This is a genomic window from Pseudomonas sp. GW821-FHT02A08, assembly GCF_059422045.1.
Window position 1 is genome coordinate 1 of record NZ_JBWKWD010000011.1, and the last position, 24897, is coordinate 24897.

A 24897-nucleotide genomic window follows, 5' to 3' on the forward strand; every position below is an offset into this window, starting at 1 on the left:
CAGTCGTGAGTCCAGCTGACGCGGCCTGCCTGACGTACCGCAATGACTGATTTTACGACTGCTTCGCAGCCGAACGCCGCCTCGCGGGCTCGGCAGCTGCTACAGATCGCATTACCGCTTGACTGACTGGCATTAGCCCAAACGCCCTTCTATATAGAAGGGCTTCCTCATAGGCAGCAACAGCCCATGACAGAGCCAAAAAAACGAGACCACCGTGTACAGGCGATTTGCCTGCCTCCAAAAAACAAAAAAGCACCCGAGGTGCTTTTCTGTTATCGCCATCAGCTGGACAAGGCCGTCACCCTCGCCCGCGCCATGTGCAGCTTTTTGTAGCTGTCGATCAGGCGAAGGTGCCTGTCGAGCCCTTCGAGCTTCATGCTCGTCGGCGTCAGACCGTAGAAACGTACGCTGCCATCCACGGACCCTATCGCCGCGTCCATCCGTTCGTTGCCGAACATCCGGCGGAAGTTGACCTCGTAGTCGCTCAGTTCCAGATCATCGTCCAGCTGCATTTCCAGCACGACGTTCACGGCTTGGTAAAACAAGCCCCGCTCGACGGTGTTGTCGTTGTATTGCAAGAAGGCCTCCACCAGATCCTTGGCCTGGTCAAACTTCTGCAAGGCGAGATAAATCAGCAGCCGCAGCTCCAGGATCGTCAACTTGCCCCACGGCGTGTTGTCGTCGAACTCGATGCCGATCAAGGTGGTGATGTCGGTGTAATCATCCAGCTCGCTGTTTTCCAGACCCTGGGCCAGCGTTCTCAGGCCGACTTTGCTCAGGCTGTGCAGATTGAGGATGTCGGCGCGAAACTGCAGCGCTTTGTTGGTGTTATCCCAGATCAAATCTTCTACCGGATAAATTTCCGAGTAGTCCGGCACCAGAATGCGGCAGGCCTTGGCGCCGATGTGCTCATAGACCGCCATGTACACTTCTTTGCCCATGTCTTCGAGAATGCCGAACAAGGTCGCGGCCTCTTCGGCATTGGAGTTTTCGCCTTGACCGGAGAAATCCCACTCAACGAATTCGAAATCCGGCCTGGCACTGAAAAAGCGCCACGAGACCACACCGCTGGAATCGATAAAGTGCTCGACGAAGTTGTTCGGCTCAGTCACCGCCTGACCTTCGAAGGTCGGCTGGGGCAGATCGTTCAGGCCCTCGAAACTGCGGCCTTGCAGCAGCTCCGTCAGGCTGCGTTCCAGCGCCACTTCCAGGCTTGGGTGCGCGCCGAACGAGGCAAACACGCCACCGGTACGCGGGTTCATCAAGGTCACGCACATCACCGGGAACTCCCCGCCCAGCGATGCATCCTTGACCAGCACCGGGAAGCCCTGCTCTTCCAGGGCCTGGATACCCGCCAGGATGCCCGGGTATTTCGCCAGCACTTGCTGCGGCACATCCGGCAGGGCCATTTCACCTTCGAGGATTTCGCGCTTGACCGCGCGTTCGAAGATCTCCGACAGGCACTGCACCTGGGCTTCGGCCAGCGTGTTGCCGGCGCTCATGCCATTGCTCAGGAACAGGTTTTCGATCAGGTTGGACGGGAAGTACACCACCTCATTGTCCGACTGGCGCACAAACGGCAGTGAACAAATGCCACGCTGGGTGTTGCCGGAGTTGGTGTCGTACAGATGCGAGCCACGCAACTCGCCATCCCGGTCGTAGACCTTCAGGCAGTACTCGTCGAGGATTTCAGTCGGCAGTTCGTCCTTCGGGCCAGGCTTGAACCAGCGCTCGTCCGGGTAATGCACAAACGCCGCGTTGGCGATGTCCTCGCCCCAGAATTGATCGTTGTAGAAGAAGTTGCAGTTGAGTCGCTCGATGAACTCGCCAAGCGCCGATGCCAGCGCGCCTTCCTTGGTCGCGCCTTTGCCGTTGGTAAAACACATGGGCGAGTGCGCATCGCGGATGTGCAGCGACCACACATTGGGAACGATATTGCGCCACGAAGCGATTTCAATCTTCATGCCCAGGTCGGCCAGGATGCCCGACATGTTGGCGATGGTTTGCTCCAGCGGCAGGTCCTTGCCCACAATGTAGGTGCCCGCTTCGCCAGTCGAGTGCGGCATCAGCAACGCCTGGGCATCGGCGTCGAGGTTTTCGACCTCTTCAATCACGAACTCGGGCCCGGTTTGCACCACCTTCTTTACCGTACAACGGTCGATGGAGCGCAAGATCCCCTGCCGGTCCTTGGCGGAAATGTCCGACGGCAATTCGACCTGAATCTTGAAAATCTGGTTGTAGCGGTTTTCCGGATCAACAATATTGTTCTGCGACAGGCGGATATTTTCGGTGGGGATATTGCGGGTTTCGCAATACAACTTCACGAAGTACGCCGCGCACAACGCCGACGAAGCCAGGAAGTAATCGAACGGCCCCGGTGCCGAACCATCGCCCTTGTAGCGAATGGGTTGATCGGCAATCACCGTGAAGTCGTCGAACTTGGCCTCAAGTCGAAGGTTGTCGAGAAAGTTGACCTTGATTTCCATGCGTGCTTACCAGAATAACGAGCTATACGATTTGGCCGCCATTATCCGGTTTTTCAGCACAGACCGTTAACTTTCCACTATTTTTCGACCAACACCACCCCGCGCTCCTCAAGCAAGCGCACAAACATCGTCAGGCTCTGCGACACCGTCCCCCTGCGCCACACCAGCCAGGTGCGCAGATAACGGAACGACTCCGACAACGGCCAGACGCTGACCGTCGTGCACCCGGGCATGCTTTCGAGCATGCTGCGGGGCATCAGCGCCAGGCCGGCACCGGCGCTGACGCAGGCCAGCATGCCGTGATAGGACTCCATTTCGAAAATCTTGCCGGGCACCGCCGCGCCGTTGGCAAACCAGCTTTCGAAATGATGGCGATAGGAGCAGTTGGAGCGGAAGGCATAGATGTTTTCGCCGTTCACATCCTTCGCTCGATGAATCGGCTCATGGTTGAGCGGTGCGATCAGGACCATTTCCTCCTCGAATGCGGGCACGCCCTCCAGTGCCGGATGCAACACCGGACCATCGACAAATGCAGCGGCCAGCCGCCCCGACAGCACCCCGTCGATCATGGTCCCGGAAGGGCCGGTGGACAGGTCCAGTTCGACCTTGGCGTGCTTCTGGTTATAGGCGGCCAATAGCTCTGGAATACGTACCGCCGCAGTACTTTCCAGCGAACCCAGGGCGAAGGCCCCCTGCGGCTCCTCACCCGCCACTGTCGCGCGCGCCTCCTGAACCAGATCGAGAATGCGTCGCGCGTAATCCAGGAAACTCCAGCCGGCCGGTGACAAACGCAAGCGACTCTTCTCGCGAATAAACAGGTCCACACCCAGGTCCAGCTCAAGCTGCTTGATTCGCGTCGTGAGATTCGATGGCACCCGGTGGATATGCTGGGCAGCCACGCTGATGCTGCCGTGCTCGGCGACAGCCTTGAAGATTTCGAGCTGAACCAGATCCAAGTCATTCTCCAAACGTGAACGTTATGCTCAGTATTATTCAGTTTCCAGAAAACATATAGCCCCATAACCTGAGCACATTCCTACCTCGCAGGACGGTGCCATGACCCACGTATCCAGCCTTACCCATGCCATTTCGATCAACCCGACCACGGGCGAGCAGATCGGCCAATACCCTTTCGAATCCGATTCGGCACTGCAGGCCGCGCTGACGCGGGCCGCTACCGGGTTTCGCGCCTGGCGCGGCAAACCGGTTGAACAGCGCGCGCAGCTGTTGATCAACCTCGGCCAGGCCTTGCGCAACAATGCGCAGGCCATGGCGAACATGATCACCCTGGAAATGGGCAAGCCGATTGCTCAAGCCTGCGGCGAAATTGAAAAATGCGCACAGCTCTGTGAGTGGTACGCCGAACACGGCCCCGCCATGCTGAGCCCGGAACCGACCCTGGTGGAAGGCGGCAAAGCACGCATCGAATATCGCCCCCTGGGCCCGATTCTCGCCGTCATGCCGTGGAACTTCCCCATCTGGCAAGTCCTGCGCGGCGCGGTCCCCACGCTGCTCGCCGGCAATACCTTCGTGCTCAAGCACGCGCCAAACGTCATGGGCAGCGCCTACCTGCTGCTGGAGGCCTTCAAGCAAGCGGACTTCCCCGAAGGTGTTTTCGAGGTCATCAACGTCACCCCGGAAGGTGTATCCCGGGCAATCGCCGATCCACGCATCGCGGCCGTCACCCTCACCGGCAGCGTGCGAGCAGGCATGGCCATCGGTGCTCAGGCCGGAGCCGCACTGAAGAAATGCGTATTGGAACTGGGGGGCTCGGACCCATTTATCGTGCTCGACGACGCCGACCTCGATGAGGCGGTGAAAGCCGCCGTGATCGGGCGCTATCAAAACACCGGGCAAGTCTGCGCCGCCGCCAAACGCCTGATTGTCGAGCAAGGTATCGCCCGGGAATTTATCCGCAAGTTCGTCGAGGCCACCCAACAACTGGTTGTCGGTGATCCACTGGCTACCACCACCTATATCGGCCCGATGGCTCGCTCCGATCTGCGCGACGAACTGGATCAACAGGTGCGCGACACACTGGAAGAAGGCGCGACGTTGCTACTGGGTGGAAAGAAGGCGCAAGGCCCAGGTAACTACTATGAGCCCACCGTACTCGGCGACGTGACCGATCAGATGACATCATTCAAACAGGAGCTGTTTGGTCCTGTGGCTTCAATCATCACGGCCCGAGACGCCGCCCATGCACTGGAGCTGGCCAACGACAGCGAGTTTGGCCTCACCGCCACTATCTTCACGCGCAATGTCGAACTCGCCCGGCAGATGGCCGACGAACTTGAAACCGGCGGGGTGTTTATCAACGGCTATAGCGCCAGCGATCCGCGCGTCAGTTTTGGTGGCGTGAAGAAGAGTGGCTTTGGCCGTGAGCTCTCCCACTTCGGGGTGCGCGAATTCTGTAATGCACAGACGGTTTGGCTGGATCGGCGTTAAGGGCAGCGTGGAAGATCAGCTCGCAGTTCCTGCATGGTGAGCAATCCCTGTTTTCTGGGGTTACCGCACATCCAGCAGGAACATACCTTCCCATGGTTTGCAAAAAGCCCGGCGTTTTTCTCGCTGGTTGACCAGCATTCATAAGCCTTTTGCTTTGAATAGAAGCGAGCTTTTATGCGGCGCGTATCGTGTCGTCGTTGAGCTCTAGACATATTTTTCTCCTAAGCCGAATGCGACGAAGCCCCGGCAGATTTCTCTGGCGAGGCTTTGTTCGGCTCATTCCTAGACATATAGAAATGAAAGGGCTTAATTAAATTCGCTCATCCGTTCATTGATGTCAACAGGCATGCACGAGACCCGTTCGATCAACAACCCTCGACCTCCAGAGTCTCCCCTGACGTCCGAGCAAGGCCCGTGGAGATGAGGCCAGGCTCGTTTTTCCCTTTGCCCAACCCGCAATCATCAGTACCACACCCGCAATCCAATAACCCGGCCCGTCAGGCTCGCTGGATCGCCTCCCGATCGGGTTGCCTTGTTGTCATAAGTTGTCTCTGTAATCTAAAATAATGGCTGATTGCCGGTATCGGTGAGATCCCCCCCTAAACACCGATTTGATTTTACAGGGAAGAACAATGCACAAGTACAAATTGAGCTATGAGCACATCAACGCACCAAAAACCAGAACCGGCGAAGCGCCTGAGCGAATAGATGCCCATGAGTTGCTGCTGGAAGTGCTGGGAGTGGGCGGTAAAGATGGCCCAGTAATCTTCGAAAAAAAGTCGCTCAAGGAATCGCTCGAACTCATGAAATTCAAAAACGTCCGAGTTACCTGGCTGTAGCACGATCGGCCACGAAGAGCGTCCGAACCACCCCGCCAGTTGAAATATCCCGCTTCTGCGCCATCTCGCCTGACTCAGCCGCGGTGGCGCCCATATCCATCGCAGTCGTCGCGTGATCCTGACCGCTACCAACGACGTACGGCCTTTCGAGCCAGACTGGCGTTTTGCAAAGGCCATCCTTCTCGCCGTACGCGGCATAGCAATGTTTCTCGCCGTCGAACACGAAGGCCGAACACTCAACCGTTCCAGAGACGGGCTCGCCGAACCGGGCGCCGATCAGCTTCGCGTAATCGCATACATATCCAGTCAGGACGAAATTGACGCCCATCGCCTCAAGGAATTTGTCGTAAATGAGCACCGGGAACCCGCCTACACTGAGATGTACAGCGATTGAGAGAACATGGAGCTCCACGCATGCGGACCAGCGCCCTTGTGATACTCATTCTCAGCTATGCCGTGTTGGCGGTGGTTTTTTTCAAGCTAAATGCTCGAAACAATCGACGCCGCCGAGAAGGTCTTTACGAAGCCTTCGAAGCTACAATGCGAGAGCATGGGATCAAGTCTTTCGAGATCCTCAAGGAGAGTATTTTTATCGGCAACAACTTTCGGTCATCCGAACTGCACCGGATATTGTTAGACGATTCCGGGCACTACTTTCTTTATTTCCAGGCCAGTGGAACACAGCCAATTTTCATGCCGTTGACCGAAGAGCGAGCGTTACAAGCTGCACAGGGTGACATAGGAATTCAGGCATAGATCATCGCAACCGCTGATGCTGACCCGTGCCAGGGACACATGCAGCCTGCCGATGAGCGACGAGCAGTCACCGGCACCACTGCTTCTCACAAGGTATCCCGTCGTAGTCACCATCCATTTCCATTCCTGGGCAATTTTGCAGAAAGTCTGTGGCCTCTGCGCACGAGGTCATCTGCGAGCAATATTTGCGCCCATCGCATTTGACTGGAGCCGAAACAGGCTTTGGCGCAATCAAGACCGCAGAGATTATTGGGGGACTCGATGGCCGAGCCTCAACCCAGGACTGTAATTCAGGGGAAAACTTCCAAACCAACAGACCAACAACAAGCACAACCAAAATCAGTTTCATCTTGATCCATCCATGATGAGAGACCGTTTGTGTTCTCACGTTGCCTGCTTCCAGCATAACCCACTAATCCATATACAGCCTGCCAGTGAGACCTCCCGTGTGGGCTGACCGCTCGCGATCAGGTCGGCGCGGATGCCATTTGCTGCGAGACCAAGTCGCCCTGGACGAACGGGCGCTTTGCCATCAGCACGCATATATGATAAAAATCACTGGGTCCAAAGCAGACAAGGATGTGTTACTGAGTACGATAGTGAGTCAGCTGTAACTTCTCTTTCTACGCGAAAGCAATGCGCCCTGACTGCAAAACAAACTATTTAAGCGAATAGCGTTGATGTAGCTTACAAACAGACAATCACCAAGAAGGCATTATCACCAACGTTAAACCCCACAGAACCATATAAATAATACCCACTATTTTCACATCTAAATTCGTGTAACCCCCCAATCACGAATTGAGACTCCATCCGCGCAAGCAAAACATAATCAAGCCAAAACCATATGCTTTCAGAAAAAAACAATATTATTTTTGTGCACATACCAAAGTGCGGTGGAACATCAGTCGAGTCGGCAATTTGGGAAGATCATGAAAAGACCGAAGAAAACCTCTGGATGGGCTTTCTAGACAAATACCACAACAAATACCAAACCGGCGGCTTGCAGCACCTCAAAGCAATTCAAATCAGGCAACACATTGGGCGTTCAAAGTTTGATAACTTCTTCAAGTTTTCCATCGTAAGAAACCCATTTGCCAGAATCGTGTCGCAATTCCTGTACATGGAGTCCAGGCCTGACCTCAGAGACTACATAGGCATGAACGCCGATGACAGCCTCATAACATACCTACATAAAATTCAAAAAAGAAGCCATGTCCAATGGGAGCAGCAAGTCTCATTTCTTTATGATTACAAAGGCAACCTGCTCGTTGACAAAGTCATCCAGCTAGAACAAATAAACAGCTTGCCAGAAATACTAAAGAACAACACTCCAATCAGCATTGAAAGAATACCCCGAACCAACACAAACAAATTCAAGTATCACTACAAAGACTACCTGTGCACTGATTCAATCAGCATAATCACTGATCTTTACTTCGAAGATTTTGAGGCTTTTGGATACTCAACCTCTCCTTGAAATTTCGATAACTCAAACCTGACGACATTTGGTTTTCCCACGGTAGGGAGCAGGCTCACTAGATCACTGACACGCCATGTTTGCAGCCACCAGCTGTTTCTCGTAGCCCTGTCGCTGCCTGATCTCAGCCAGCAGCGCCCGGACCTTCGCCTCCAGCGGGTCCGGCTTCTTGAGCCCCGCAGTTAAAAAGGCCGGTACCTCCACCGGCGCCACCTTGCACCGCACCGGCGCAGTGACCTCACCCGTGGCAAGAAACAAGGCCACCATGTCTACCTCTCCCCCTTCGCCCTGCATTTCTTTCAGGAACTCAAATTGCTACGCAGGATGGAAGGAGGAAGAGATGCCAGGCTTCCACGAAGTGCGAGCGCTGTCGCTGCACCTGTACAAGAAAGCCGGAAAGGATGGGCAGAAGATCGCAGGCCATGCGAGCGAAGGCATAACCAAAAGCTACCAGCGAGACCACGCAGAAGTCGTCTGGTCCGAGGCGATTCCCGACCTGAATATCAACGAAATCACCGGGTAGTTTTGCGCCAGTTTTGCGCAGGCACAAAAAAGCCGATCTATCTTATCGGCTTAAGTGTCTGATTTTACTCAGTAAACATGGTCGAGACTGAGTGATTCGAACACTCGACCCCTAGCACCCCATCTCCTTTTGCATACTTCTTGAAAGACTCCAGAATTTCACCCTGGATTCTTCGAATCTAGTATTTACTTGAGCTCCAGCGGTGTTCAGCTCTACGAGTGTCCAGGAACCCCCATCAAGAGCCGACGTTTTTGTGGGGGGAAAAGTAGGCGGAACCCATTTCATGGCCAAAATTACCATCAAAGAACTCGAGTCGCTGACTACAGGCCCAACTCGCTACGAGGCCGGGTCAGGGTGTCGATCAGTGCGTACATGATTTTCTTGGCGCACGGCAGCAGATCCGGGATGTAGGTTGCACCCATGCCCCCAAGCCCCTCGGCGACCGGCAGCGGTGCACCTTCGGCCGGCCATGGCCAGCCGATGCGCGCAGTGGGGATGCCGAGACGACGCAGCGCGGCACCGTCGGTCTGCCCACCGAGCAGGTCGGCCTCGCCATGGGGACGCCGCTCGATATGCTCCCAGCCACGTCGGGCGGACTGCACGATCCAGTTCTGTGCATCGGTGCTACCGCCGGCCACCGAGCCGTACATCTCCCAGTCGAGGACCAGTTCCGGGCGTCGCGCCTGCAGATCGCGGACGAACTCGGCAAACTGCGTCTTGACCTCGGCGGGGCTGGTGCGCGGGTTGATCCGCACGTCGAAGAAGATCTCGGTAACCGCCGATGGAAAGGCCGGGCGTTCCGGATTGCCACCGCGCACCCCGGCGATCCAGCCATGCGGCTTGATCTGCCCGGACGTGTTGCGCTCGGCATACTCAATAATCCACTGCTCGAGGTCCTGGATCACCGTCGCCGCCGGCACTACCGAGCTACGGAAGCCCGGCGTGCCGCGCGGGACACCGGCATAGCCGAGGGTTCCGTGCACGCGCAGCTTGAACCAGCCCATGCCAGGTTCCTCGTGATACACCCAGTTCCAAGGCTTCATCACGATAGCGAAGTCAGGCGCGCCGCCACGGTTGATCAGGTGTGTCACGCCATTGGACATACCGGCATGTTGGCGGGCGGAGATGTCCACCGGCATGCCGCCATCGGCCAGGCCGACCAGCAGGTCGCCAACCAGCGGTACTTCGGCCTCGATCAGTGCAGTGGCCACCTCGGTGAGGGTCGCGATCATGCCTTTGGGATTGGAAGCGCCAAGGCCGAAAACCCAGTCATCGATCTGCTGCGCCGATGGCCGCATGTCCGCTTCGTCGGCGGGACCGGTAAGGATCTTCTCGGCTTCGTCCAGTTCCAGGTGGGTATCGATCGGTGAATACAAGAGAACGCTGGCGCCGCCGCCGCTGCCGCGCAGTTCGGCCAACACATTGCCACTGGTGAAACTCATTGGCTGGTAACGTGCGGCCATGCCAATGTTTTCGAGGTAGCCCTTCATGTGCTCGCTGGCTGCACGGGCCGCACCAGTAGGGCTATGGATGTTGGTGATGGTGTACAACAAGTTCTGCAGGCGTTTGGGGTCGATCCTGGCGCAGGCCTGTTCATACCACTTCATTTGCTCGGTGGAGAAATTCACGGGCGTGGTGGATTGCATGGCGGGTTCCTTAGTGGCTGGCCACAAACTGTTCGGCGAAGATGTTCGCGGGATTGGCGCCCAGCTCGATCAGCCGCGTTGTAGCGGCATCGATCATCGGCTGCGGGCCACAGAGATAGGCGACCGTGTCGGCACTCACATCGCCCTCGCGCAGCGCGCTGACCGGGCTGCCCTGGTGCAGGCCGTCACGCGGCTCGCGATCGACACAGATCCGCGCCTCAAGGCTTGGCAGCCATTGCTGGCGCAGTTCAATGTCCTCGAGACAGAACAGCGCGTCCGGGACCGCGCAACCGAAGCTGAGCAGCATCGGCGGCTTGCGTCCGCTGCCTTGGCGCAAGGCATCGATCATCGACAGAATCGGCGCCAGGCCGGTGCCACCGGAGACGAAAATATGTGGCGCGCGACGTTTCTCCTCGCGCAGAAAAAACGCGCCATAAGGGCCGCTCAGCGTCAGCACGTCCTCATTCGTAGCCTTCTCTTCCAGATAGCTGGACATGGCGCCGCCCGGTAACAGGCGGACCAGGAACTCCAGCGTCGGCAGCTGCGCCGCGGTGCTCGAGGGTGAGTAGCTGCGCACCACGCCGTAACCGGGCACTTCAATCTGCATGAACTGGCCGGGTCGGAATTCCAGCCAGTCGCCATCGGCCAGCTCCAGGGTCAGGCGCATCACATTGCTGGCAATACGCTCGACAGCGTTGACGAAGACGTGCACTTGCTGCGCCGTGCTGGAGCCGACTTCGCTGCTGTAAGCGACATCGAAAGTGCAGTCGGACTGCGCTTGGCAGAGGCACAGCAGGCGCTGTCCGGCGCTGTACTCGCTGGCCAGCAGCGTCGAGCTGGCGCCCGGGCGGGTGCACGCATCGCCGCTTGCGAGTTGGGCGATACAGCTTGAACAGCTGCCGGAACGGCATTGATAGAGCAATGGAATTTCCGCTGCGAGCGCGGCATCAAGAATGTTGGTTTGTTCGGCGACGCTAAAGCTACGGCTGACGCCATCGGAGAAATTGACAGTGACTTGGTGCTGTTTATCGTTCATGAGAGTTCGGCTCCCTGGCAGGCATCGGGCTACGGCCGTAAGCGGCCGGATTATTGACATGGGCCGATCATAGAAAGCCTTGGTGGGTGTCGGCGCTCCCTTGGGCTACAGGCTTATCCCGACAGCGCAGAATCCTGCTGGCACAACGCAGGCAAAAAAAACCCGTACCAAGTGGTACGGGCAAACCAAGGAGTCATCAGAGACCGGCAGGACGCCGTCGGTGCCAGTCGGTAACCTTTTGCACAGCCATACCTGCGCGACACAACACGGCCTCGCCGCCCCGGCCGGCAATGAACTGGCAGCCGATCGGCAGGCCATCGTCGGTGAAGCCGCAAGGCAGGCTGATACAGGGGTGACCGCTGACGTTAAACGGTGCCGTGAACTGGATCAGCCGGCGATTGGCCTCCGGGTCCAGAGCCAGGCTGGCCAGCTGTTCGTGGGTCGGCGCAGCGTAGGGCTGTACCGGGGCGAGCAGCAGGTCGACGTCGTTCAGCACGTAGTCCAACTCACCGCTGAAACGCTGCGCGTCGAGCAGTACGCGCTGGTAGTCCATGCCACTGAGTGCTCGCCCACCGTCAATCAGGCGGCTCAGTGCCGGACCGTATTGCGCTGCACGTTGCGGGTAAGTGGCAGCGTGTGCAACGGAAGTCTGCACGCCGCAGTGAGCCTCCCAGTTGCCGCTCACCGCACGGGTGTCCGGCATACACACGCGCTGCAGCGTGCCACCGCCATCACGGACAATCGCCATGATCCGTTCCAGTGCTTGCTGAATCACCGGGTCGACACCATCACTCAACCAGACCTCGTCAATGCCGACGCGCAAGCCGCGGAACGAATCCTCGATGCCGGGCACCTCCAGGCAAACGCTGGGCAACGAAGTGGGGTCCTTGGGATCGTGGCCGGCGATGGTCGATAGCAGGAACAAGGCATCGCGTGCGCTGCGGGTGATGGGACCGATGTGGTCAAGGCTGGCGGCCAGCTCGAAGCAACCATGACGGCTGACCCGACCCCAGGTCGGCTTGAGCCCTGTGAGGCCATTGGCTGCGCAAGGGAAACGGATGGAGCCACCGGTGTCGCTGCCAATCGAGGCATAACACAGACCCGCGGCGGTGGCCACTGCACTTCCACTGGAAGAAGCGCCGGCCCAATGGCCCGGATGCCAAGGATTGATCGGCGTGGGCAGGTCCGGGTGATGGATGGCGAAAGCACCCTCTGTCATCTGCAGCTTTCCAAGCAGCACACCCCCCGCCTCGCGCAAGCGGGTGACGACGGTGGCATCTTCCTGCGGGATGAATGCCTGGTGAATCGGCATGCCCGCTGCCGTGGGCACGCCGGCCGTGTGCAGCAAGTCCTTTACCGCCAGCGGGATGCCATGCAGCGGGCTACGGCATTCGCCACGCGACAGTTCGCGTTCCGCCTCGCGTGCCTGGTCGAGCGCCAGCTGCGCAGTGACCGTGACAAAGGCGTGCAACGTCCCGTCGAGCCGTTCGATTCGTGCTAACTGCGCCTCGGTGACTTCCACCGGAGAGAGCTTGCCGGTGCGAATCAGCAGTGACAGTTCGTGCAGCTCAAGATAGTGCAGATCGCTACTGCCGATCATCGGTAGCCTCCAAGGAAATTCAGTGCCAACGCGTTGAATTCGGCTGGCTGTTCGCTCTGCAGGTGGTGGGCAGCGTTGCCCATCACATGCAGGCGAGCATCGGCAAACTGGTTGACCATCAGCATCGGTACATCGATGCCACCAAACCAGTCATGCAGCCCCCACAGGATCAAGGTCGGTGCCTGCACTCGAGCAAACAGCGGCATCAGGTCTTCCGGTTCACCGAAGGCGCCGGGCTGCTTGAACAGCGCACGCAAACCCGGGTTGCAGCTCGCTTCATAGCGCAGGCGCAGGTTCTCCTCGTCGATTGCAGCGTCGTCGTGCAGCTCGTAGCGCTGGATCAGCGTGCGCATCTTGTCCTGACTCGGCCCGCCATTGGCGAAGAAGTAATCGCTCATCAGCATCGCGGCATGCTTGCTGGATAGCGCCAGCGGTTGCATCACACCGCGTGCTACCGGCTGCGAGCCAATCAGGACCAGGCGTGCGACCCGCTCTGGATGATCGGCCGCCAGGCGGATCGCCACGCAGCCACCGAACGACTGATTGACCAAATGCGCCTGAATGATGCCCAAGGCATCCATGAATCCCAGCAGCATGCGCGCATGCCAGCTGAATACCGGGCCGTCGACCGCCACCATGTCCGAGCCACCGAACTGCGCAAAGTCGAGAAAGTAACAAGTGTGACGCATCGCGAATGGCGTGGCGCTGAGGCGGAAATTACTCCAGGCAGTACTGCCCGGGCCTCCGCCATGGGTAAAGATCACCGGCAGGCTGTCGTCCGGTCCGTCGACCTGACGGTAGTGCAGACGCACGCCGTCGACGGTGACCCAGCGGCAGGTGGAAGCGAATTCATTGTCCATCGAAAATACCCTCGCCTGAGGCTGTCCGGCAGCAGGCGCCGGACAGCTGAGCACATCACTCTTCGGCAATCTGCCGGACCTTGTAGCCCGGACGGTGACCATCGGCGGTTTCCTTGAAGATCAGGCTGGTGTCCTTCACGGCGCCCTTCACACCACGTCCCGGTTTGGCGATACCGCGGTTCCAGCGCGAAGCCAGCTTGCGCCAGGTGATCGGTGAAATGTCGGTGGCCACCAGCTGCTCGTCGTCCCAGCCCGTACCGTCGGCATAGAAGTTCTGCATCGCCTCGCGGGCATAGATGTCGCAGTCGTTGAAGCCGTGCAGGCACAACGGCTTGTACACATGGTCAAAGCGGTGCTGGTGCTTCTGGCGCTCTTCAGGGGTGTCGCACACGCGTACGATGATTTCCCAGTACTCATGGGTATCATCGGTGATCGGCACATACCATTCGTATTGGGTCATGTGCTCGCCGGGCCAGTTTTCCACCATCAAGACACCGGGCAGCACCACCGAGGTGCGGTATGGGCGACCATTGAGCCCTTCCACTTTCAGGCCCAGTTCCCGGTTTTCCAGCACCGGCGCCCACTTGTCGGTGAACAGCCATTGCATCATGCCTTTCGGACCGTTCTCCTCCTCGATCACTTCAATGCAGTCATCGCTGGTCGGCAGCAGGCCGAGCGGAAGCACCCAGTCCATGGCGTGGACGATGGTGTTGTCTTTGTGCACAAGGATGTGAGCGTTGTCGAAGCCGTTTTCGCAAGCGATCCGCCAGTTGCCGAAACCGGTGCGGTGCATGCCGAGCGCCACCGCATTGTCATCGAGCACGCCCGGCGAAGCCGGCCACATCGGATGCGGGAACTGCTCGCTGCGTTCCGGAAAACGGAACGGCAGGTCGTCAGCCAGCGGTGGTACATCCTCGTCGGGGAAGCTGTCCTCGCGGACGAAGACGAAGATCATGCCGTTGACCTCGTGCACCGGGTAGGTGGTGATACCGGTGGTGCCGATCAGCTTGTCGTCCGGGTTGGCAACGATGGTCACCAGCTTGCCGCTTTCGAGGTCGAAGGTGAAACCGTGATACCAGCAAGAGATGGTGCTCTTGCTAAAGCAGGTCGGCTTCTCCGACAGGCGCACACCACGGTGCAGACACTGGTCCTTGAGGGCATAAACCTGACCATTGACCCGGCGCAAAACGATCGGGATGCCGCAGATCTGGATGCCCTCGACCTGGTCTTCAGCCAGCTCGTTGCTGAACAGCCCTGGATACCAGTGGTTGACGAAGCCCCAGGCAGCATCCTTGTACGGCTGGTACTGGCTCTGGGTCTTGGCGTTGTTGGCGCGGGCATCGCTGATGCCGGTTTTAACCACGCGACGGCGAATGATGGGTTGCTCGGACATGTGGGGACTCCCAAAAGGCTGACAGGACATTGGCGTCGCACTACGGCACGCTTGACGGTCATCCTAGGAAGTAGAGACGCAGCTGACGCTCCCGAGACTGTGCGGCTTATCCCGCCAGCGCAGAAAATGCGCAGAGAGGTCAGAGGGGCGGACATCCCTGTCCATTGAAATCAGCGGGACAACGTCTCCGACGGGCTCTCGCCGAAGCGACGCTTGTAGTCGGTGGTGAAATGGCCGAGATGACTGAAACCCCAGCGGAAAGCCACAGTGGTCACGGTAACGGAACCAGGGCTCTGGCGCTGCAGCTCCTCGTGGACATGGCGTAGGCGCACCTCTTTGAGGTAGAGCATCGGCGAGGTGTTGCGGTAACGGCGAAAGCCGGTGAACAGAGAGCGACTGCTGACCCCGACATGCTCGGCCATCTCGACGATCGAAATCGGCTCATGGGCGTGATCTTCGATGAAGCGCTCCACGCGCTTGACGAACGATGGGGTGACAGAGGTTCGCGGGTCACTGCACAGCTCAGCGCTGTAGGTGTGCGGCTGGCACGTCAGCAGCGTGTCGACCAGGATATTTTCGAACTGTGCGGTGAGCAGCGCAGGTATGTCCTCATCGACCGACAGGCTGTCGTAGAGCCAGCCGACCATGCGCATCCAGCGCCGACCCTCGGCGGTGTCCAGCGGCATCGACGGTTGAAACTCGATGGTGTTGCGTAACGTGCGGCCCAGGTGCTGCTGACAATGCCGTTCAAGCAAACTGCGCTCGACGCGAATGATCAGCTTCTCGGTACCGGGACAATGATGAATCTTGAACGGTGCATGGGTATTGAGAATCGACCCGAGCTGCGGTGTGGAATGCACCCGCTGATTGCCGTACTCAATCATTTCCTGACCACGGATGGGCATCTGAATAAGCGCGAAAGAATCGAGGACGCCAGGCTCGATGGTGATATCACCACCGTAGCTCATGCGACCGATACCGATGCCCCCCAATCGGCGATAGTAGATGCTGGTATTGACCGCCCCCTTGCTACTCATACTGCGCAGGCGATTCGCGCAGAAAATGCGCTCCCCCCATTGAGTGGCTTCTTCTATGTCCTGAGTGCGACATACTTCGAATCGGGACAGGACTGTTTCGGGCGGCGTTGTTGCCGCAAAAACCAGATTTTCCATTGCTTTTACCCTCCGCCCAATGCTGTGGGCAGACAACTTTGCTACTGCAAGACAAACACGCTTAATTGTTTTTTTTTCGGCTAATCTCGGGCGTGCAATGTGGTGTACTCCTGCTGGATCGCTGCGCATTTTCGCAAGGCCAGTTCGACGTGATGAAAAGGCAAGAAGCATGCCCTGAAAGCCAAGCGCCCCGCTGTTTCTGACAAACGCCACAAAAGCGTCCGAAACCCCGTGTTTTACGGTGTTTTACGCCCTTTCAGACCGGGTTTGGCGACCGTGTACCCCCCACCAGAACGAACAGCAGGCGAGCCGGAGTGTTACCGGGGTTACGCCACGCATGACGAGTACCCATTTGCACCACGATATCGCCCTGGCGCAATCGGTTAGTGCACCCGTTATCGAGCTCCAGGTCGACTTCACCTTCGAGCACTACGCCGTAGTCGATGGTGTCGGTGCAATGGAAACCCGGATGGTCCGCTTCGAAGCGTTCACCGAGTCCTGGTAGTCGGGCACAGAGCTCCAGCCCGGCGGCTACTGGATCGAAGTCGGCGATGCCGATGAGATTGTCTGGTGCAAAGGTGACCAGCAGCGCACTGGTACCGCCCGGCCCCGGCACTACCGATACCACCTGCGGCGTCGGGTCGACGGGCCAATCGACGATGCGCGCCTGCGGTTCGGTCTGCCATATCAGTGCGGCAGAAAAACCGGGGGAATGGGTGAAGGATTCGGCGCCGGCGAGCGGGCCGTTGCTGATGATGACTGAACTGCCGGAACTGTCTCGGCCAGTCACGATGCGCATTGTTGTCATTGTCTGAACGCTTCCGAGTAAGTGTGAGGCCCACGCCGGTCTTCGCGGCGCGGGCAGGATATTCAAGCGTGAACGATATGGAAGTTGGTGAAGCCGTTGGCCTGGGTCTGGATATCCTCGAGTGCTTCGTTGAGCCGTTCGAGCGGATAGCGGCGCTCCTCCAGTAACGACAGGTCGACACTGCCGGCTTCGATCATGCGGGCCATCTCGTCACCCTCGGCGGTGGTGAACCACAGCGAGCCGATGTACTGCAACTGAGCGCACATGAACGGGTGCGGATCAATCGGAACAGGACCCGCGACGCCGCCGATCTGGATGATCCGGCCACCCCGTGCGACGGCTTGCATGGCATTGACCGACAGCGTCGCCGGTGCCTTGGCGCCCAAGGTATCGAGCATCACATCGACGCCCCCGGGAACCAGCTCACGCACCTGTTCCTGGATGTCGCTGGCACCGATGCATACCGTGACGATGCGCTCAGGTGACAATTGCTTGAGCCTGGCCAGAGCGTCCTCGTCACGCGCCGCGACCACGATGCGTGCCGCGCCGAACGCCAATGCGAGCAGTGTCGCACCGACCCCGAGCGTACCGGAGGCGCCGAGAATCAGGATGCTCTGCCCCGGCCGCAGTGCTGACTTGCGGATCGCCGAATAGGCCGTGCCAAGGTAGCCCAAGCGAGTCGCCTGGGCGAAGCTCAGCTTCTGCGGCAGACGCACCAGACTGGTCGACGGCGCAGTCATGTACTGGCTATAGCCGGCGTGGGGATAGTGCTTGAAAATCGCCTGCGAGCCGGGGCCGAAACCGAAATAGCCCAGGAAGGTATAAGCGTCGCAGCGCGGCGCCTCACCCTGCCGACAATAACGACACTCGCCGCAGCCGACGCCAGGATTGACGTAGACGCGGTCTCCGGGCTTGAACGCCGAGACCTTCGCGCCTACCGCGCTAACGGTTCCGGCACTGTCCAGACCGAAGACCGCCGGCAGCGTTGGCAGCGGCAGAAACGGGTACCACTCGGGGAAATGGGTGGTGACGTTCTTCAGATTGGGGATCACCCCGCTGGCCTCGACTTTGACCAGCACGTCGTGGTCACCGGGTATCGGCAAGGGGACTTCATCAAAAGTGAATCGACCGCCAATCTCGTGCAGGCGCGCGGCTTTCATCATCGACATGGTTAGGTTCCTCTGGTCGTGACACCCCGCATGGGGGTGCATCCGACCGTTTGATCTGTGTGGGCTGGAGTGGGTGTGGAACAATCCAGACGAGTGCCCGACCGTATGACGGCCAGGCGCGCAGGCGGACTAGCGCCCCGCCTTCTGCAGGGCCTGCAGGGAGAAGTCATTGGACTTGGCGTCGAAGTTGGTCTTCCAGGTCTTCGTGTCGATCAAGGACAGCGTGGCGTGATTGCGCTGGAAGTCGATCACGGCACTGCCGGTGGTGCGCATGTCGCCGTCGGCCGCGTTGTAGGCGGTGTGCCACTCCATGAACTTCCAGAACTCGCCCTTGCGGTTGTAGGCTTCGGCGAAATGGACGCGTGGGTATTTGGTTTCCATGTACAGCACTTTCTTGCTGTACGGGTGGGTCGACGGCGTGATGGCCTCGACCACATAAACCTCACGCGGCTCGTACAGGTCGTTGTTCATGTTCCAGTACGGCGACTGGTTCTCCAGCACCGCATATTTTTCCTGGGCAGACGTGCCCTGGGTGTTCCACAAGTCGACCTTGCCATTCGCGGCCGCCAACACCCAGCGCTTGCCCAGCAGTTTGTATTGCGAATACCAGCAAGGCCGGGCGTTGAAGCCCTCCAGGTCATCCTGCAATTGGTCGGAAGCGCCGACCGGATCCATCCAGGCCCCGCCGGACAGGCGACGTACCCGGCGTACCGCGGGGATGTAGGCCCACACGTCGTTGACCTTCGCGTCGTCGTACATGACGGTATAAGTACCGAGCCCTTTCATATCGGACGGCGACTTGAAGTACAGCAACTGCCGACCGCGCTCGCTACCATCGCCTTCCACTGGACTCCCCCCGGTCAGACGACCTTTCATGGTGTACCGGGAAAACTCGGCGACCGGCTCGGCATGAATGCCACGCCCGCCGTCGATCAGCAGCTGGGTGAAGTTCTGCACCTGGGACACATCACCGATGAGTTGGCCGAGGTGGAAGTTCCAGACAATTTTTTCTGCCGCCTGAGGGTCCTTCTCATCAATGTTCGGGAAGGGAGCGCCGGCACCCCAGCCATCGATCCGGCAGGCTTCCTTGTTGATCGAGGTCTTGCCGGCGTTGGCCGCTGTCGCCGCGACCCAGCGAGGATCGAGCGCAACGTTCTTCGACTTGGCCAGGGGCAATTTCCAGCCGCTGTTACGGATGCGCCACTCCATCTTCTCGGTGAGCAGACTGGCGATGGTGTGCCCTTCGAATGTTTCGTTCTTGATCTGGTCGAGGTTGGCGGCGGAAATCACCGTGCCGGCCGGCAACTCGGCAGCGCCGGCGAGGCACGACAGGCTGCTTGCAACAGCGATGAGGCTCAGGGACAGGGACTGGCGCAGGATATAACGGGATACGGTCATGACAAAATCTCCGGCGTGGCTCAGAAGAGGTAGGTCAGGCTGGTGTACAGCTGATCGCGGTTGTGGAAGTAACCGAACATGGTGGTGCTGTCACAGGTCGCGGCGTTCGGCGCAGTGCACTTGTCACTGTTGCGCGACGCGTCGTCCCAGAAGGCGTCGTACTCGACCTTCCAGCGCCATTTGCTGGTCAGCTCGAATGTCACCGACGGCACGGCGAAGCCGCCGCCGTTGCTCAGGTCAGCGCCCAGTACCAGGTTCGGGTGGATGCGGCCGCTGCCGTAGCTGAGGTCGAAGATGGTAGTGGCGAGGATCGAGTGTTCCTTGACCTTGCCGCCCCAGCCGACGCTGTAGAGCAGCTGATCGTCCTTGTCGAAGTTCTGCACCCATTTGTCGAACAACTGCACCGAGAAGAACATTGGTTTTTCCGTGCCCAGCAGGGTCTGGGTGGCAGCGATGTTCTTGTCCATGCGCAGCATCATGGCAACCACGTCCTTGCGGGTGAAACCGTCGAAGCCGGGCGCAACGATCTGGCTGATCAACGTTGGCGTGGAGAGTTCGATCTGGTAAGGCGCATCCTTGATGTAGGCCACCTCGGTGCTGAGCACCGCATCGGCCAGCTCTGAGTAGCGGCTGGCGCTGAAACCGAAGATATCGACGATCGGATAGATCACTTCGCCGGCAACGCCACGCGTCTGGTCGGTGCCATGGGTGACCGCGCCGGACGGCGTGTTCGGCTGGCCGATGATGGCGAGGTTGTTTGACGCATTGAGGATCGGCGAGTTGTAGAAGGTCTTCAGGTACGACAACGAGTAGTTGGTGTCGCCAACCATACCGCTCCAGCGCAAGCCACCGGTGAAATCGCGGTAGTCGCCCTCGTCGTTTTCAAAGTTGTACGGGTCAATGTTGCGAAAATCGACACCGGCATAGGGTTGGCTCGACCAGCGTCCGCCATAGATATCGATCTCGGTGCCGATGTCCTCTTTGCGATCCAGGCCAGGGCGGACGAAGACTTCCAGGCCACCGTCCAGCTCGGGCACATCGACATTCATCTTGATGATGTTGTTGGTCTTGCGCAGCTCCTCGTTGGCTGGCTCGAGGAAGCTGCGCCAGGTGTAGTCGAAGCCATGCACCAGATCGTTGGCGGCGAAGAAATCGGTTTCGCCCCAGGCGATCTGCTGCTTGCCGATACGGAACGAGGTGCGCTCGCCAACCGGGAAGTCGACGTACAGCTCACGGATCTCCTGCTTGTTGTAGAGATCCATGATGTCGCCCTGGCCATCGGCGTGGTGGTAGTTGTTCGCGCCCATGTCCTCCAGATGTTCGAGGAAGCCGGTCTTGACCTCACGCGAGGCACGCAGCTTGGCGACGACCGAGACCTTGTCGGTGGCCTGCCAATCCAGATTGAGCCGCGCGGTGCTGCGCGCCATCGACAGTTTGCCCTTGTCGTTGTAGTTCGGTGTGTCCTCCCAGTTCTTGGCGTTCCACGACAGTTCTTCGCGCAGATAACCATCGTATTTGAAGCTGTCCTCAGCCAGCAGTGGCATGGCCAGCGTACTCAGCGCGATCGCTAAAGTGAGTTTGTCGATCGGTGCGCGCATGCGTGCGCCCGGGTTGTGGTGTTTGCTCATGATGTCTCCCCAAGAGATGGTGGCAGCGAGGAACCGTTGGTTGTTGTTGTTTTGGGAATCTCGTCTCAGGTCAGCTGACACGCCGAAGCGGGTGCAGCGACCGATGCCTGTGACCGCTCGCCAAAGATGAAGCGCGGGCGGCACACATAGATCAGCGATGGCATGACGAATAACGCGCAGAACGCCGAGGCACTCAGCCAGATGGCCATGAGCAGGCCCATTTCCGCCTGGAAGCGCAGCGACGACATCCACCACAGCAGGGTGCTGAGGATCAGCACGCTGGCGGTGACGATCACACCCATACCGGCCGAATGCAGAGCTCTGCGGACCGCCTCCTCGGCGCTGGCGCCAGCGGCGACCTCTTCCTTGATCCGGTCGGCGATGTAGAACGCGTAGTCCACACCCAGACCAATGCCGAGCGCAGCCACCGGTACGGTGTTGATGTTCATGCCGATGCCCTTCCAGGTCATGAAGGCGAAGGTCAGCATGTTGGAGATGATCACCGGGACCATGAACAGCATGCCGGCCACGCTGGAGCGGTAGACCAGGGTGCAGAGAACGGCGAGTACCAGCAGGGCAAGGGCGATGGCCTCGATCTGGCTGGACAGGATGATTTCGTTGATCGCCGCCATCACACCGACCAGGCCGCCCGCGAGTTGCCATTGACCTTCACTGAGTGGATGGCTGGCGATGAACTCCTTGATCCGCTCCACGGCGGTCCGGATGGTCTCGCCCTGACGATCGCGGAACATCAGCGTCACTGAGCCGTTGGCGTACTGGTCATCGGCAAATCGCGAGGTATCGCCCGGCTCGGAAATCGAGTCGAGCATGGCCATCAGGCTGCCGTTGACGCCCTCGCTATCGGCCAATTCGAGGTAGCGTGGGTTGCCTTCGCGCAGGCTGCTGTTGACCAGCGGCAGCACGTCGGAGATCGAGACCGAGCCGCCGATCTCCGGTTGCGCTTCCATGAAACGCTGGAAGCTGTTCAACGCCTTCAGCGCGTCGTTGCGCTTGACCAGACCGGCATGGCCATCCTCGCCGAGCACCACGAACATCCGGTCGACCCCATCAAAGCGGGCGTTGATCGCAGCAGAGTCGAGGTTGTATGGCGAGTTCGGCCAGAGGATCGGCGAACCGGGGTTGGCGTCGCCGATCTTCAGGTTCAGCGAGTACACGCCGGCACTGAGCACCACCAGCAGGCTGCCACCGAGCACCCAGTAACGGGCTTTCGACAGGCTGACCCAAACACTCAGGTCGAGCACCTTGCGTAGTACCGGCAAGCAGTTGATCGGGTGCGCGGTGCCGTGCGGCTTGCGGATGAAGGACAGCAGCACCGGGGTGAGGATCACCGCGCTGATGGTCAGCGTCGACACCCAGACCACCGACAGCACAGTGAGTTTCTGCAGCATCGGAATCGGACTGAGTGCGACCACCGCCATACAGGCAGCATCGGCGATCACCCCGAGCATGCCGGGGCGGAACAGATCCGCCAGAGCGACCCGGGCGGCGATGCGGGAGATATCGGCACCGGGTGCAAGCAGCTCGATTTCGTCGTCGAAACGGTTGACGATCTGCACCGAGTGCGACACCGCCCGTGAGGTGATCAGCATCGCCACGACAATGACCAGCGGCTCGAAGTTGATGCCCAGCAGACGACAGATGCCCAGCGCCCACAGCGCACTGACCGCGCCGGCGAGCAACGGCAGACTGACGCCACGCCAGGTACGCAGGAGAACGAAGAGCAGGATCAGGGTCAGCGTCAGGGCACCGATCACCAATTGCAGGGTTTGCGGCAAGTAATGGCCAACCCACCCGTAAAGGATCGGGTCGCCGGCCACGCGAATTTTCACGCTGCCATCGTCGACCTTGGCGATCAGACCGCGGATCTCGCTGAACACCTTGGCGTAGTCGACCTGTTGATCGATGAAATCGACGGTGATCAGGGTCGCCTGCAGGTCCTTGGACACATACGGGCCATACACCAGCGGGTTGCGCAGTACCGCCTGCTTCAGCCCGGCCATCGCCTCGGCGTTGGCCGGCAGGTCCGGCCACATCAGCGGGCGACTCTCGATGCCAGCGGTAGAGGCACGTACCTCTTTGAGCTTCTTCGAGGCCAGAGAGGTGATCTGGTAAGGATTGACCGCGGAGACTTCGCGCAGTCCAAGGGTGACATTGCGCACCTTATCGAGCACGTCGGTGCGGAAGATATCGCCCTGCTCGACCTCAAACATGATGGTGACCATGTTCGAGCCGCCGAAGGTGTCTTTGAATTTCTCGTGGGTCTGCACGTATTCGTGACGCGACGGCAGCATGTCCTCGAATACCGTGCGGACTTCGATGTGCAGGGCGAACCAGCCCAGCGTCAGGGTCAGTGCGAGCAGCACACCAGCCACCCAGGCGCGTCGACGGATACAGAATTCGGCAATATGTTCGATCATGCTGTTTTCTCGGATGAAGTGGGCCATGGCAGGGATCAGGGTTTCAGAGGCGACCAGCGCCGGCCGTTCCAGCGACCAAGGTCGGCGCCGGCCAGCCAGAGATCGTTGCCGACGGCCAGGGCACGGGTGTGCCAGGACAGGTTGCGGTCATCCAGAACGCCGACCTTCCAGCTGTCGGCCTCGCCGCTGCCACTCACCCAGCGTCCCAGCGAGCCGGTAGCGAACCAGCGGGCTTGCGTCGGGTTCCACAGCACGTCGAACAGGTGATCGCCTATGTCCAGGTCGATGTTCTGCCAATGCCGACCAGCATCGCTGGTCACCAGCAGCGCACCTTCCAGGCCGACCGCCACGCCATTCTGTGCATCGCGAAACTGCACCGACATCAGCGAGCCGGGCAGCGGCGCTTCGATTGCTTCCCAGTGCTGACCGAGGTCATCGCTGCGCAGGATGCGGCCGAACTCGCCGACCACCACCAGCCGACCGCCGTCGAGGATGGCCACATCGTTCCAGGCAACGTCTTCTTCCTCGCGCAAGCGCAGCCAGCTCTGGCCATAGTCATGGCTGATCAGCAATGCACCCATCTCGCCGGTGGCAATGGCCAGGCCGCCCGCAGCGATACGCACGCGGTTGAGCTTGTTGGCGATCTGCGAACGCGGCACATTGGCCGCCGCTTGCCAGAGACGACCGCCATCCAGGCTGAACAGCACAACACCGTCGTTGCCAACCGCCACGGCATGGCTGCTGTCCCATGCGGCGATGTCCTGCAGAGTGCGCTCGGTCGGCGTGGCCAGCCGGCGTAACTGGCCGTCCACAGCGAAGGCGAGGATCTTGCCATTCGAGCCACTGACCCAGACTTCACCGTCCGGGGTCAGGGCCAGACCGTAGAAATGGTCCCGTCGTTCGAGCAGCGGCGGCGTCACCGTGGCGCCCACCGGCTGCGGTTTGATGAACAGACCGGCCCACAGCAGGCCGCCGATGATCGCCCACGGAAGCGCCGCCATCAGGGCATGCAGGGCACGTTGACCGAGGGTCGCGGGCGACACCGGCAAGGCCGTGGTTTGATCGATTTTTATAAGTTTTGACATGGGTCGATTCCGCCGGGTTAGCGTCGTCTATGGCTGACGACTGAGGCAGTTCGACTCTAAAGTCATGGCCGAACAGGGGACTATCCCGGCACTGCCTGACTTGTCCCTTGGGCGCCGATTAATGTCGATGCG

General features: G+C 59.4%; 21 protein-coding genes and 1 pseudogene. 5 read left to right on the forward strand and 17 right to left on the reverse strand.

The window, feature by feature from the left end; genetic code table 11:
- Window positions 1–281: 281 nt before the first annotated feature.
- Window positions 282–2486: an OsmC domain/YcaO domain-containing protein gene (locus AC07W4_RS10395; protein WP_495032345.1), complete on the reverse strand. Its 2205-nt coding sequence runs from the start codon at window positions 2484–2486 to the stop codon at window positions 282–284.
- Window positions 2487–2563: 77 nt separating this feature from the next.
- The gene (gene ptrR, locus AC07W4_RS10400; RefSeq protein ID WP_008047600.1) at window positions 2564–3442 is read right to left on the reverse strand and encodes a putrescine utilization regulator PtrR; all 879 of its coding nucleotides are present in this window, start codon (window positions 3440–3442) and stop codon (window positions 2564–2566) included.
- Between the two features lie 100 nt (window positions 3443–3542).
- Between ptrR and AC07W4_RS10405 the strand changes: the two genes are divergently transcribed.
- Window positions 3543–4934 carry an aldehyde dehydrogenase family protein gene (locus AC07W4_RS10405; protein ID WP_495032346.1) on the forward strand — a complete coding sequence of 464 codons (1392 nt, stop codon included), beginning with the start codon at window positions 3543–3545 and terminating at the stop codon, window positions 4932–4934.
- A gap of 632 nt (window positions 4935–5566) precedes the next feature.
- Window positions 5567–5773, forward strand: coding sequence for a hypothetical protein (locus tag AC07W4_RS10410; protein WP_495032347.1), 207 nt, complete (start codon window positions 5567–5569; stop codon window positions 5771–5773).
- Here the strand turns inward: AC07W4_RS10410 and AC07W4_RS10415 are convergent.
- The gene (locus tag AC07W4_RS10415; RefSeq protein WP_495032348.1) at window positions 5760–6131 is read right to left on the reverse strand and encodes a proteasome subunit beta; all 372 of its coding nucleotides are present in this window, start codon (window positions 6129–6131) and stop codon (window positions 5760–5762) included. The genes AC07W4_RS10410 and AC07W4_RS10415 overlap by 14 nt on opposite strands.
- A 56-nt stretch (window positions 6132–6187) precedes the next feature.
- Here AC07W4_RS10415 and AC07W4_RS10420 point away from each other — a divergent pair, with 56 nt between their 5' ends.
- Window positions 6188–6529 (forward strand): hypothetical protein, encoded by a 342-nt coding sequence (locus AC07W4_RS10420; RefSeq protein ID WP_495032349.1) that lies wholly within the window; start codon window positions 6188–6190, stop codon window positions 6527–6529.
- A 67-nt stretch (window positions 6530–6596) separates the two neighbouring features.
- On the opposite strand, the gene AC07W4_RS10425 is transcribed toward AC07W4_RS10420, so the two are convergent.
- Entirely contained in the window at window positions 6597–6878 is a 282-nt protein-coding gene (locus AC07W4_RS10425; protein WP_495032350.1) for an excalibur calcium-binding domain-containing protein, read from the reverse strand.
- Between the two features lie 498 nt (window positions 6879–7376).
- Between AC07W4_RS10425 and AC07W4_RS10430 the strand changes: the two genes are divergently transcribed.
- Window positions 7377–8009 (forward strand): sulfotransferase family 2 domain-containing protein, encoded by a 633-nt coding sequence (locus tag AC07W4_RS10430; protein WP_495032351.1) that lies wholly within the window; start codon window positions 7377–7379, stop codon window positions 8007–8009.
- Between the two features lie 63 nt (window positions 8010–8072).
- Here the strand turns inward: AC07W4_RS10430 and AC07W4_RS10435 are convergent, their stop codons facing one another.
- Window positions 8073–8276: a hypothetical protein gene (locus AC07W4_RS10435; RefSeq protein WP_495032352.1), complete on the reverse strand. Its 204-nt coding sequence runs from the start codon at window positions 8274–8276 to the stop codon at window positions 8073–8075.
- Between the two features lie 40 nt (window positions 8277–8316).
- Between AC07W4_RS10435 and AC07W4_RS10440 the strand changes: the two are divergent.
- Window positions 8317–8532: pseudogene (locus AC07W4_RS10440) on the forward strand (integrase); the annotation flags it as partial.
- A 320-nt stretch (window positions 8533–8852) separates the two neighbouring features.
- Here the strand turns inward: AC07W4_RS10440 and AC07W4_RS10445 are convergent.
- From AC07W4_RS10445 to AC07W4_RS10500, 12 genes are all read right to left on the reverse strand, one after another.
- The gene (locus AC07W4_RS10445; RefSeq protein ID WP_495032353.1) at window positions 8853–10178 is read right to left on the reverse strand and encodes an acetylornithine deacetylase; all 1326 of its coding nucleotides are present in this window, start codon (window positions 10176–10178) and stop codon (window positions 8853–8855) included.
- A 10-nt stretch (window positions 10179–10188) separates the two neighbouring features.
- The gene (locus AC07W4_RS10450; protein ID WP_495032354.1) at window positions 10189–11214 is read right to left on the reverse strand and encodes an FAD-binding oxidoreductase; all 1026 of its coding nucleotides are present in this window, start codon (window positions 11212–11214) and stop codon (window positions 10189–10191) included.
- 196 nt (window positions 11215–11410) lie between these two features.
- Complete coding sequence (locus AC07W4_RS10455) at window positions 11411–12814, reverse strand: amidase (RefSeq protein WP_495032355.1); 1404 nt, start codon at window positions 12812–12814, stop codon at window positions 11411–11413.
- The gene (locus AC07W4_RS10460; protein WP_495032356.1) at window positions 12811–13674 is read right to left on the reverse strand and encodes an alpha/beta fold hydrolase; all 864 of its coding nucleotides are present in this window, start codon (window positions 13672–13674) and stop codon (window positions 12811–12813) included. The genes AC07W4_RS10455 and AC07W4_RS10460 overlap by 4 nt, the downstream gene beginning before the upstream one ends.
- Window positions 13675–13729: 55 nt before the next feature.
- On the reverse strand, window positions 13730–15067 hold the full coding sequence (locus AC07W4_RS10465; protein ID WP_007994901.1) for an aromatic ring-hydroxylating dioxygenase subunit alpha: 1338 nt from the start codon (window positions 15065–15067) through the stop codon (window positions 13730–13732).
- 170 nt (window positions 15068–15237) lie between these two features.
- Complete coding sequence (locus AC07W4_RS10470; RefSeq protein ID WP_495032357.1) at window positions 15238–16452, reverse strand: AraC family transcriptional regulator; 1215 nt, start codon at window positions 16450–16452, stop codon at window positions 15238–15240.
- 43 nt (window positions 16453–16495) lie between these two features.
- A complete protein-coding gene (locus tag AC07W4_RS10475) occupies window positions 16496–17047 on the reverse strand; it encodes a cupin domain-containing protein (protein ID WP_008047627.1) in 552 nt (183 codons plus the stop codon).
- A 62-nt stretch (window positions 17048–17109) separates the two neighbouring features.
- On the reverse strand, window positions 17110–18216 hold the full coding sequence (locus AC07W4_RS10480; protein ID WP_495032358.1) for an alcohol dehydrogenase catalytic domain-containing protein: 1107 nt from the start codon (window positions 18214–18216) through the stop codon (window positions 17110–17112).
- A gap of 129 nt (window positions 18217–18345) precedes the next feature.
- Entirely contained in the window at window positions 18346–19614 is a 1269-nt protein-coding gene (locus AC07W4_RS10485) for a DUF1329 domain-containing protein (RefSeq protein WP_495032359.1), read from the reverse strand.
- 20 nt (window positions 19615–19634) lie between these two features.
- Window positions 19635–21242, reverse strand: coding sequence for a DUF1302 family protein (locus AC07W4_RS10490; protein WP_495032360.1), 1608 nt, complete (start codon window positions 21240–21242; stop codon window positions 19635–19637).
- A 65-nt stretch (window positions 21243–21307) separates the two neighbouring features.
- Window positions 21308–23680, reverse strand: coding sequence for an efflux RND transporter permease subunit (locus AC07W4_RS10495; protein ID WP_495032361.1), 2373 nt, complete (start codon window positions 23678–23680; stop codon window positions 21308–21310).
- Window positions 23681–23715: 35 nt separating this feature from the next.
- On the reverse strand, window positions 23716–24765 hold the full coding sequence (locus AC07W4_RS10500) for a WD40/YVTN/BNR-like repeat-containing protein (RefSeq protein WP_495032362.1): 1050 nt from the start codon (window positions 24763–24765) through the stop codon (window positions 23716–23718).
- Window positions 24766–24897: the final 132 nt, after the last annotated feature.

What these genes read in the sequence shown, in the direction of transcription:
- AC07W4_RS10395 (WP_495032345.1), bottom strand. Translation starts at nt 2,486, where the DNA reads ATGGAAATCAAGGTCAACTTTCTCGACAACCTTCGACTTGAGGCCAAG.
- AC07W4_RS10405 (WP_495032346.1), top strand. Translation starts at nt 3,543, where the DNA reads ATGACCCACGTATCCAGCCTTACCCATGCCATTTCGATCAACCCGACC.
- AC07W4_RS10410 (WP_495032347.1), top strand. Translation starts at nt 5,567, where the DNA reads ATGCACAAGTACAAATTGAGCTATGAGCACATCAACGCACCAAAAACC.
- AC07W4_RS10420 (WP_495032349.1), top strand. Translation starts at nt 6,188, where the DNA reads ATGCGGACCAGCGCCCTTGTGATACTCATTCTCAGCTATGCCGTGTTG.
- AC07W4_RS10425 (WP_495032350.1), bottom strand. Translation starts at nt 6,878, where the DNA reads ATGAAACTGATTTTGGTTGTGCTTGTTGTTGGTCTGTTGGTTTGGAAG.
- AC07W4_RS10430 (WP_495032351.1), top strand. Translation starts at nt 7,377, where the DNA reads ATGCTTTCAGAAAAAAACAATATTATTTTTGTGCACATACCAAAGTGC.
- AC07W4_RS10435 (WP_495032352.1), bottom strand. Translation starts at nt 8,276, where the DNA reads ATGGTGGCCTTGTTTCTTGCCACGGGTGAGGTCACTGCGCCGGTGCGG.
- AC07W4_RS10445 (WP_495032353.1), bottom strand. Translation starts at nt 10,178, where the DNA reads ATGCAATCCACCACGCCCGTGAATTTCTCCACCGAGCAAATGAAGTGG.
- AC07W4_RS10450 (WP_495032354.1), bottom strand. Translation starts at nt 11,214, where the DNA reads ATGAACGATAAACAGCACCAAGTCACTGTCAATTTCTCCGATGGCGTC.
- AC07W4_RS10455 (WP_495032355.1), bottom strand. Translation starts at nt 12,814, where the DNA reads ATGATCGGCAGTAGCGATCTGCACTATCTTGAGCTGCACGAACTGTCA.
- AC07W4_RS10460 (WP_495032356.1), bottom strand. Translation starts at nt 13,674, where the DNA reads ATGGACAATGAATTCGCTTCCACCTGCCGCTGGGTCACCGTCGACGGC.
- AC07W4_RS10465 (WP_007994901.1), bottom strand. Translation starts at nt 15,067, where the DNA reads ATGTCCGAGCAACCCATCATTCGCCGTCGCGTGGTTAAAACCGGCATC.
- AC07W4_RS10475 (WP_008047627.1), bottom strand. Translation starts at nt 17,047, where the DNA reads ATGACAACAATGCGCATCGTGACTGGCCGAGACAGTTCCGGCAGTTCA.
- AC07W4_RS10480 (WP_495032358.1), bottom strand. Translation starts at nt 18,216, where the DNA reads ATGTCGATGATGAAAGCCGCGCGCCTGCACGAGATTGGCGGTCGATTC.
- AC07W4_RS10485 (WP_495032359.1), bottom strand. Translation starts at nt 19,614, where the DNA reads ATGACCGTATCCCGTTATATCCTGCGCCAGTCCCTGTCCCTGAGCCTC.
- AC07W4_RS10490 (WP_495032360.1), bottom strand. Translation starts at nt 21,242, where the DNA reads ATGAGCAAACACCACAACCCGGGCGCACGCATGCGCGCACCGATCGAC.
- AC07W4_RS10495 (WP_495032361.1), bottom strand. Translation starts at nt 23,680, where the DNA reads ATGATCGAACATATTGCCGAATTCTGTATCCGTCGACGCGCCTGGGTG.
- AC07W4_RS10500 (WP_495032362.1), bottom strand. Translation starts at nt 24,765, where the DNA reads ATGTCAAAACTTATAAAAATCGATCAAACCACGGCCTTGCCGGTGTCG.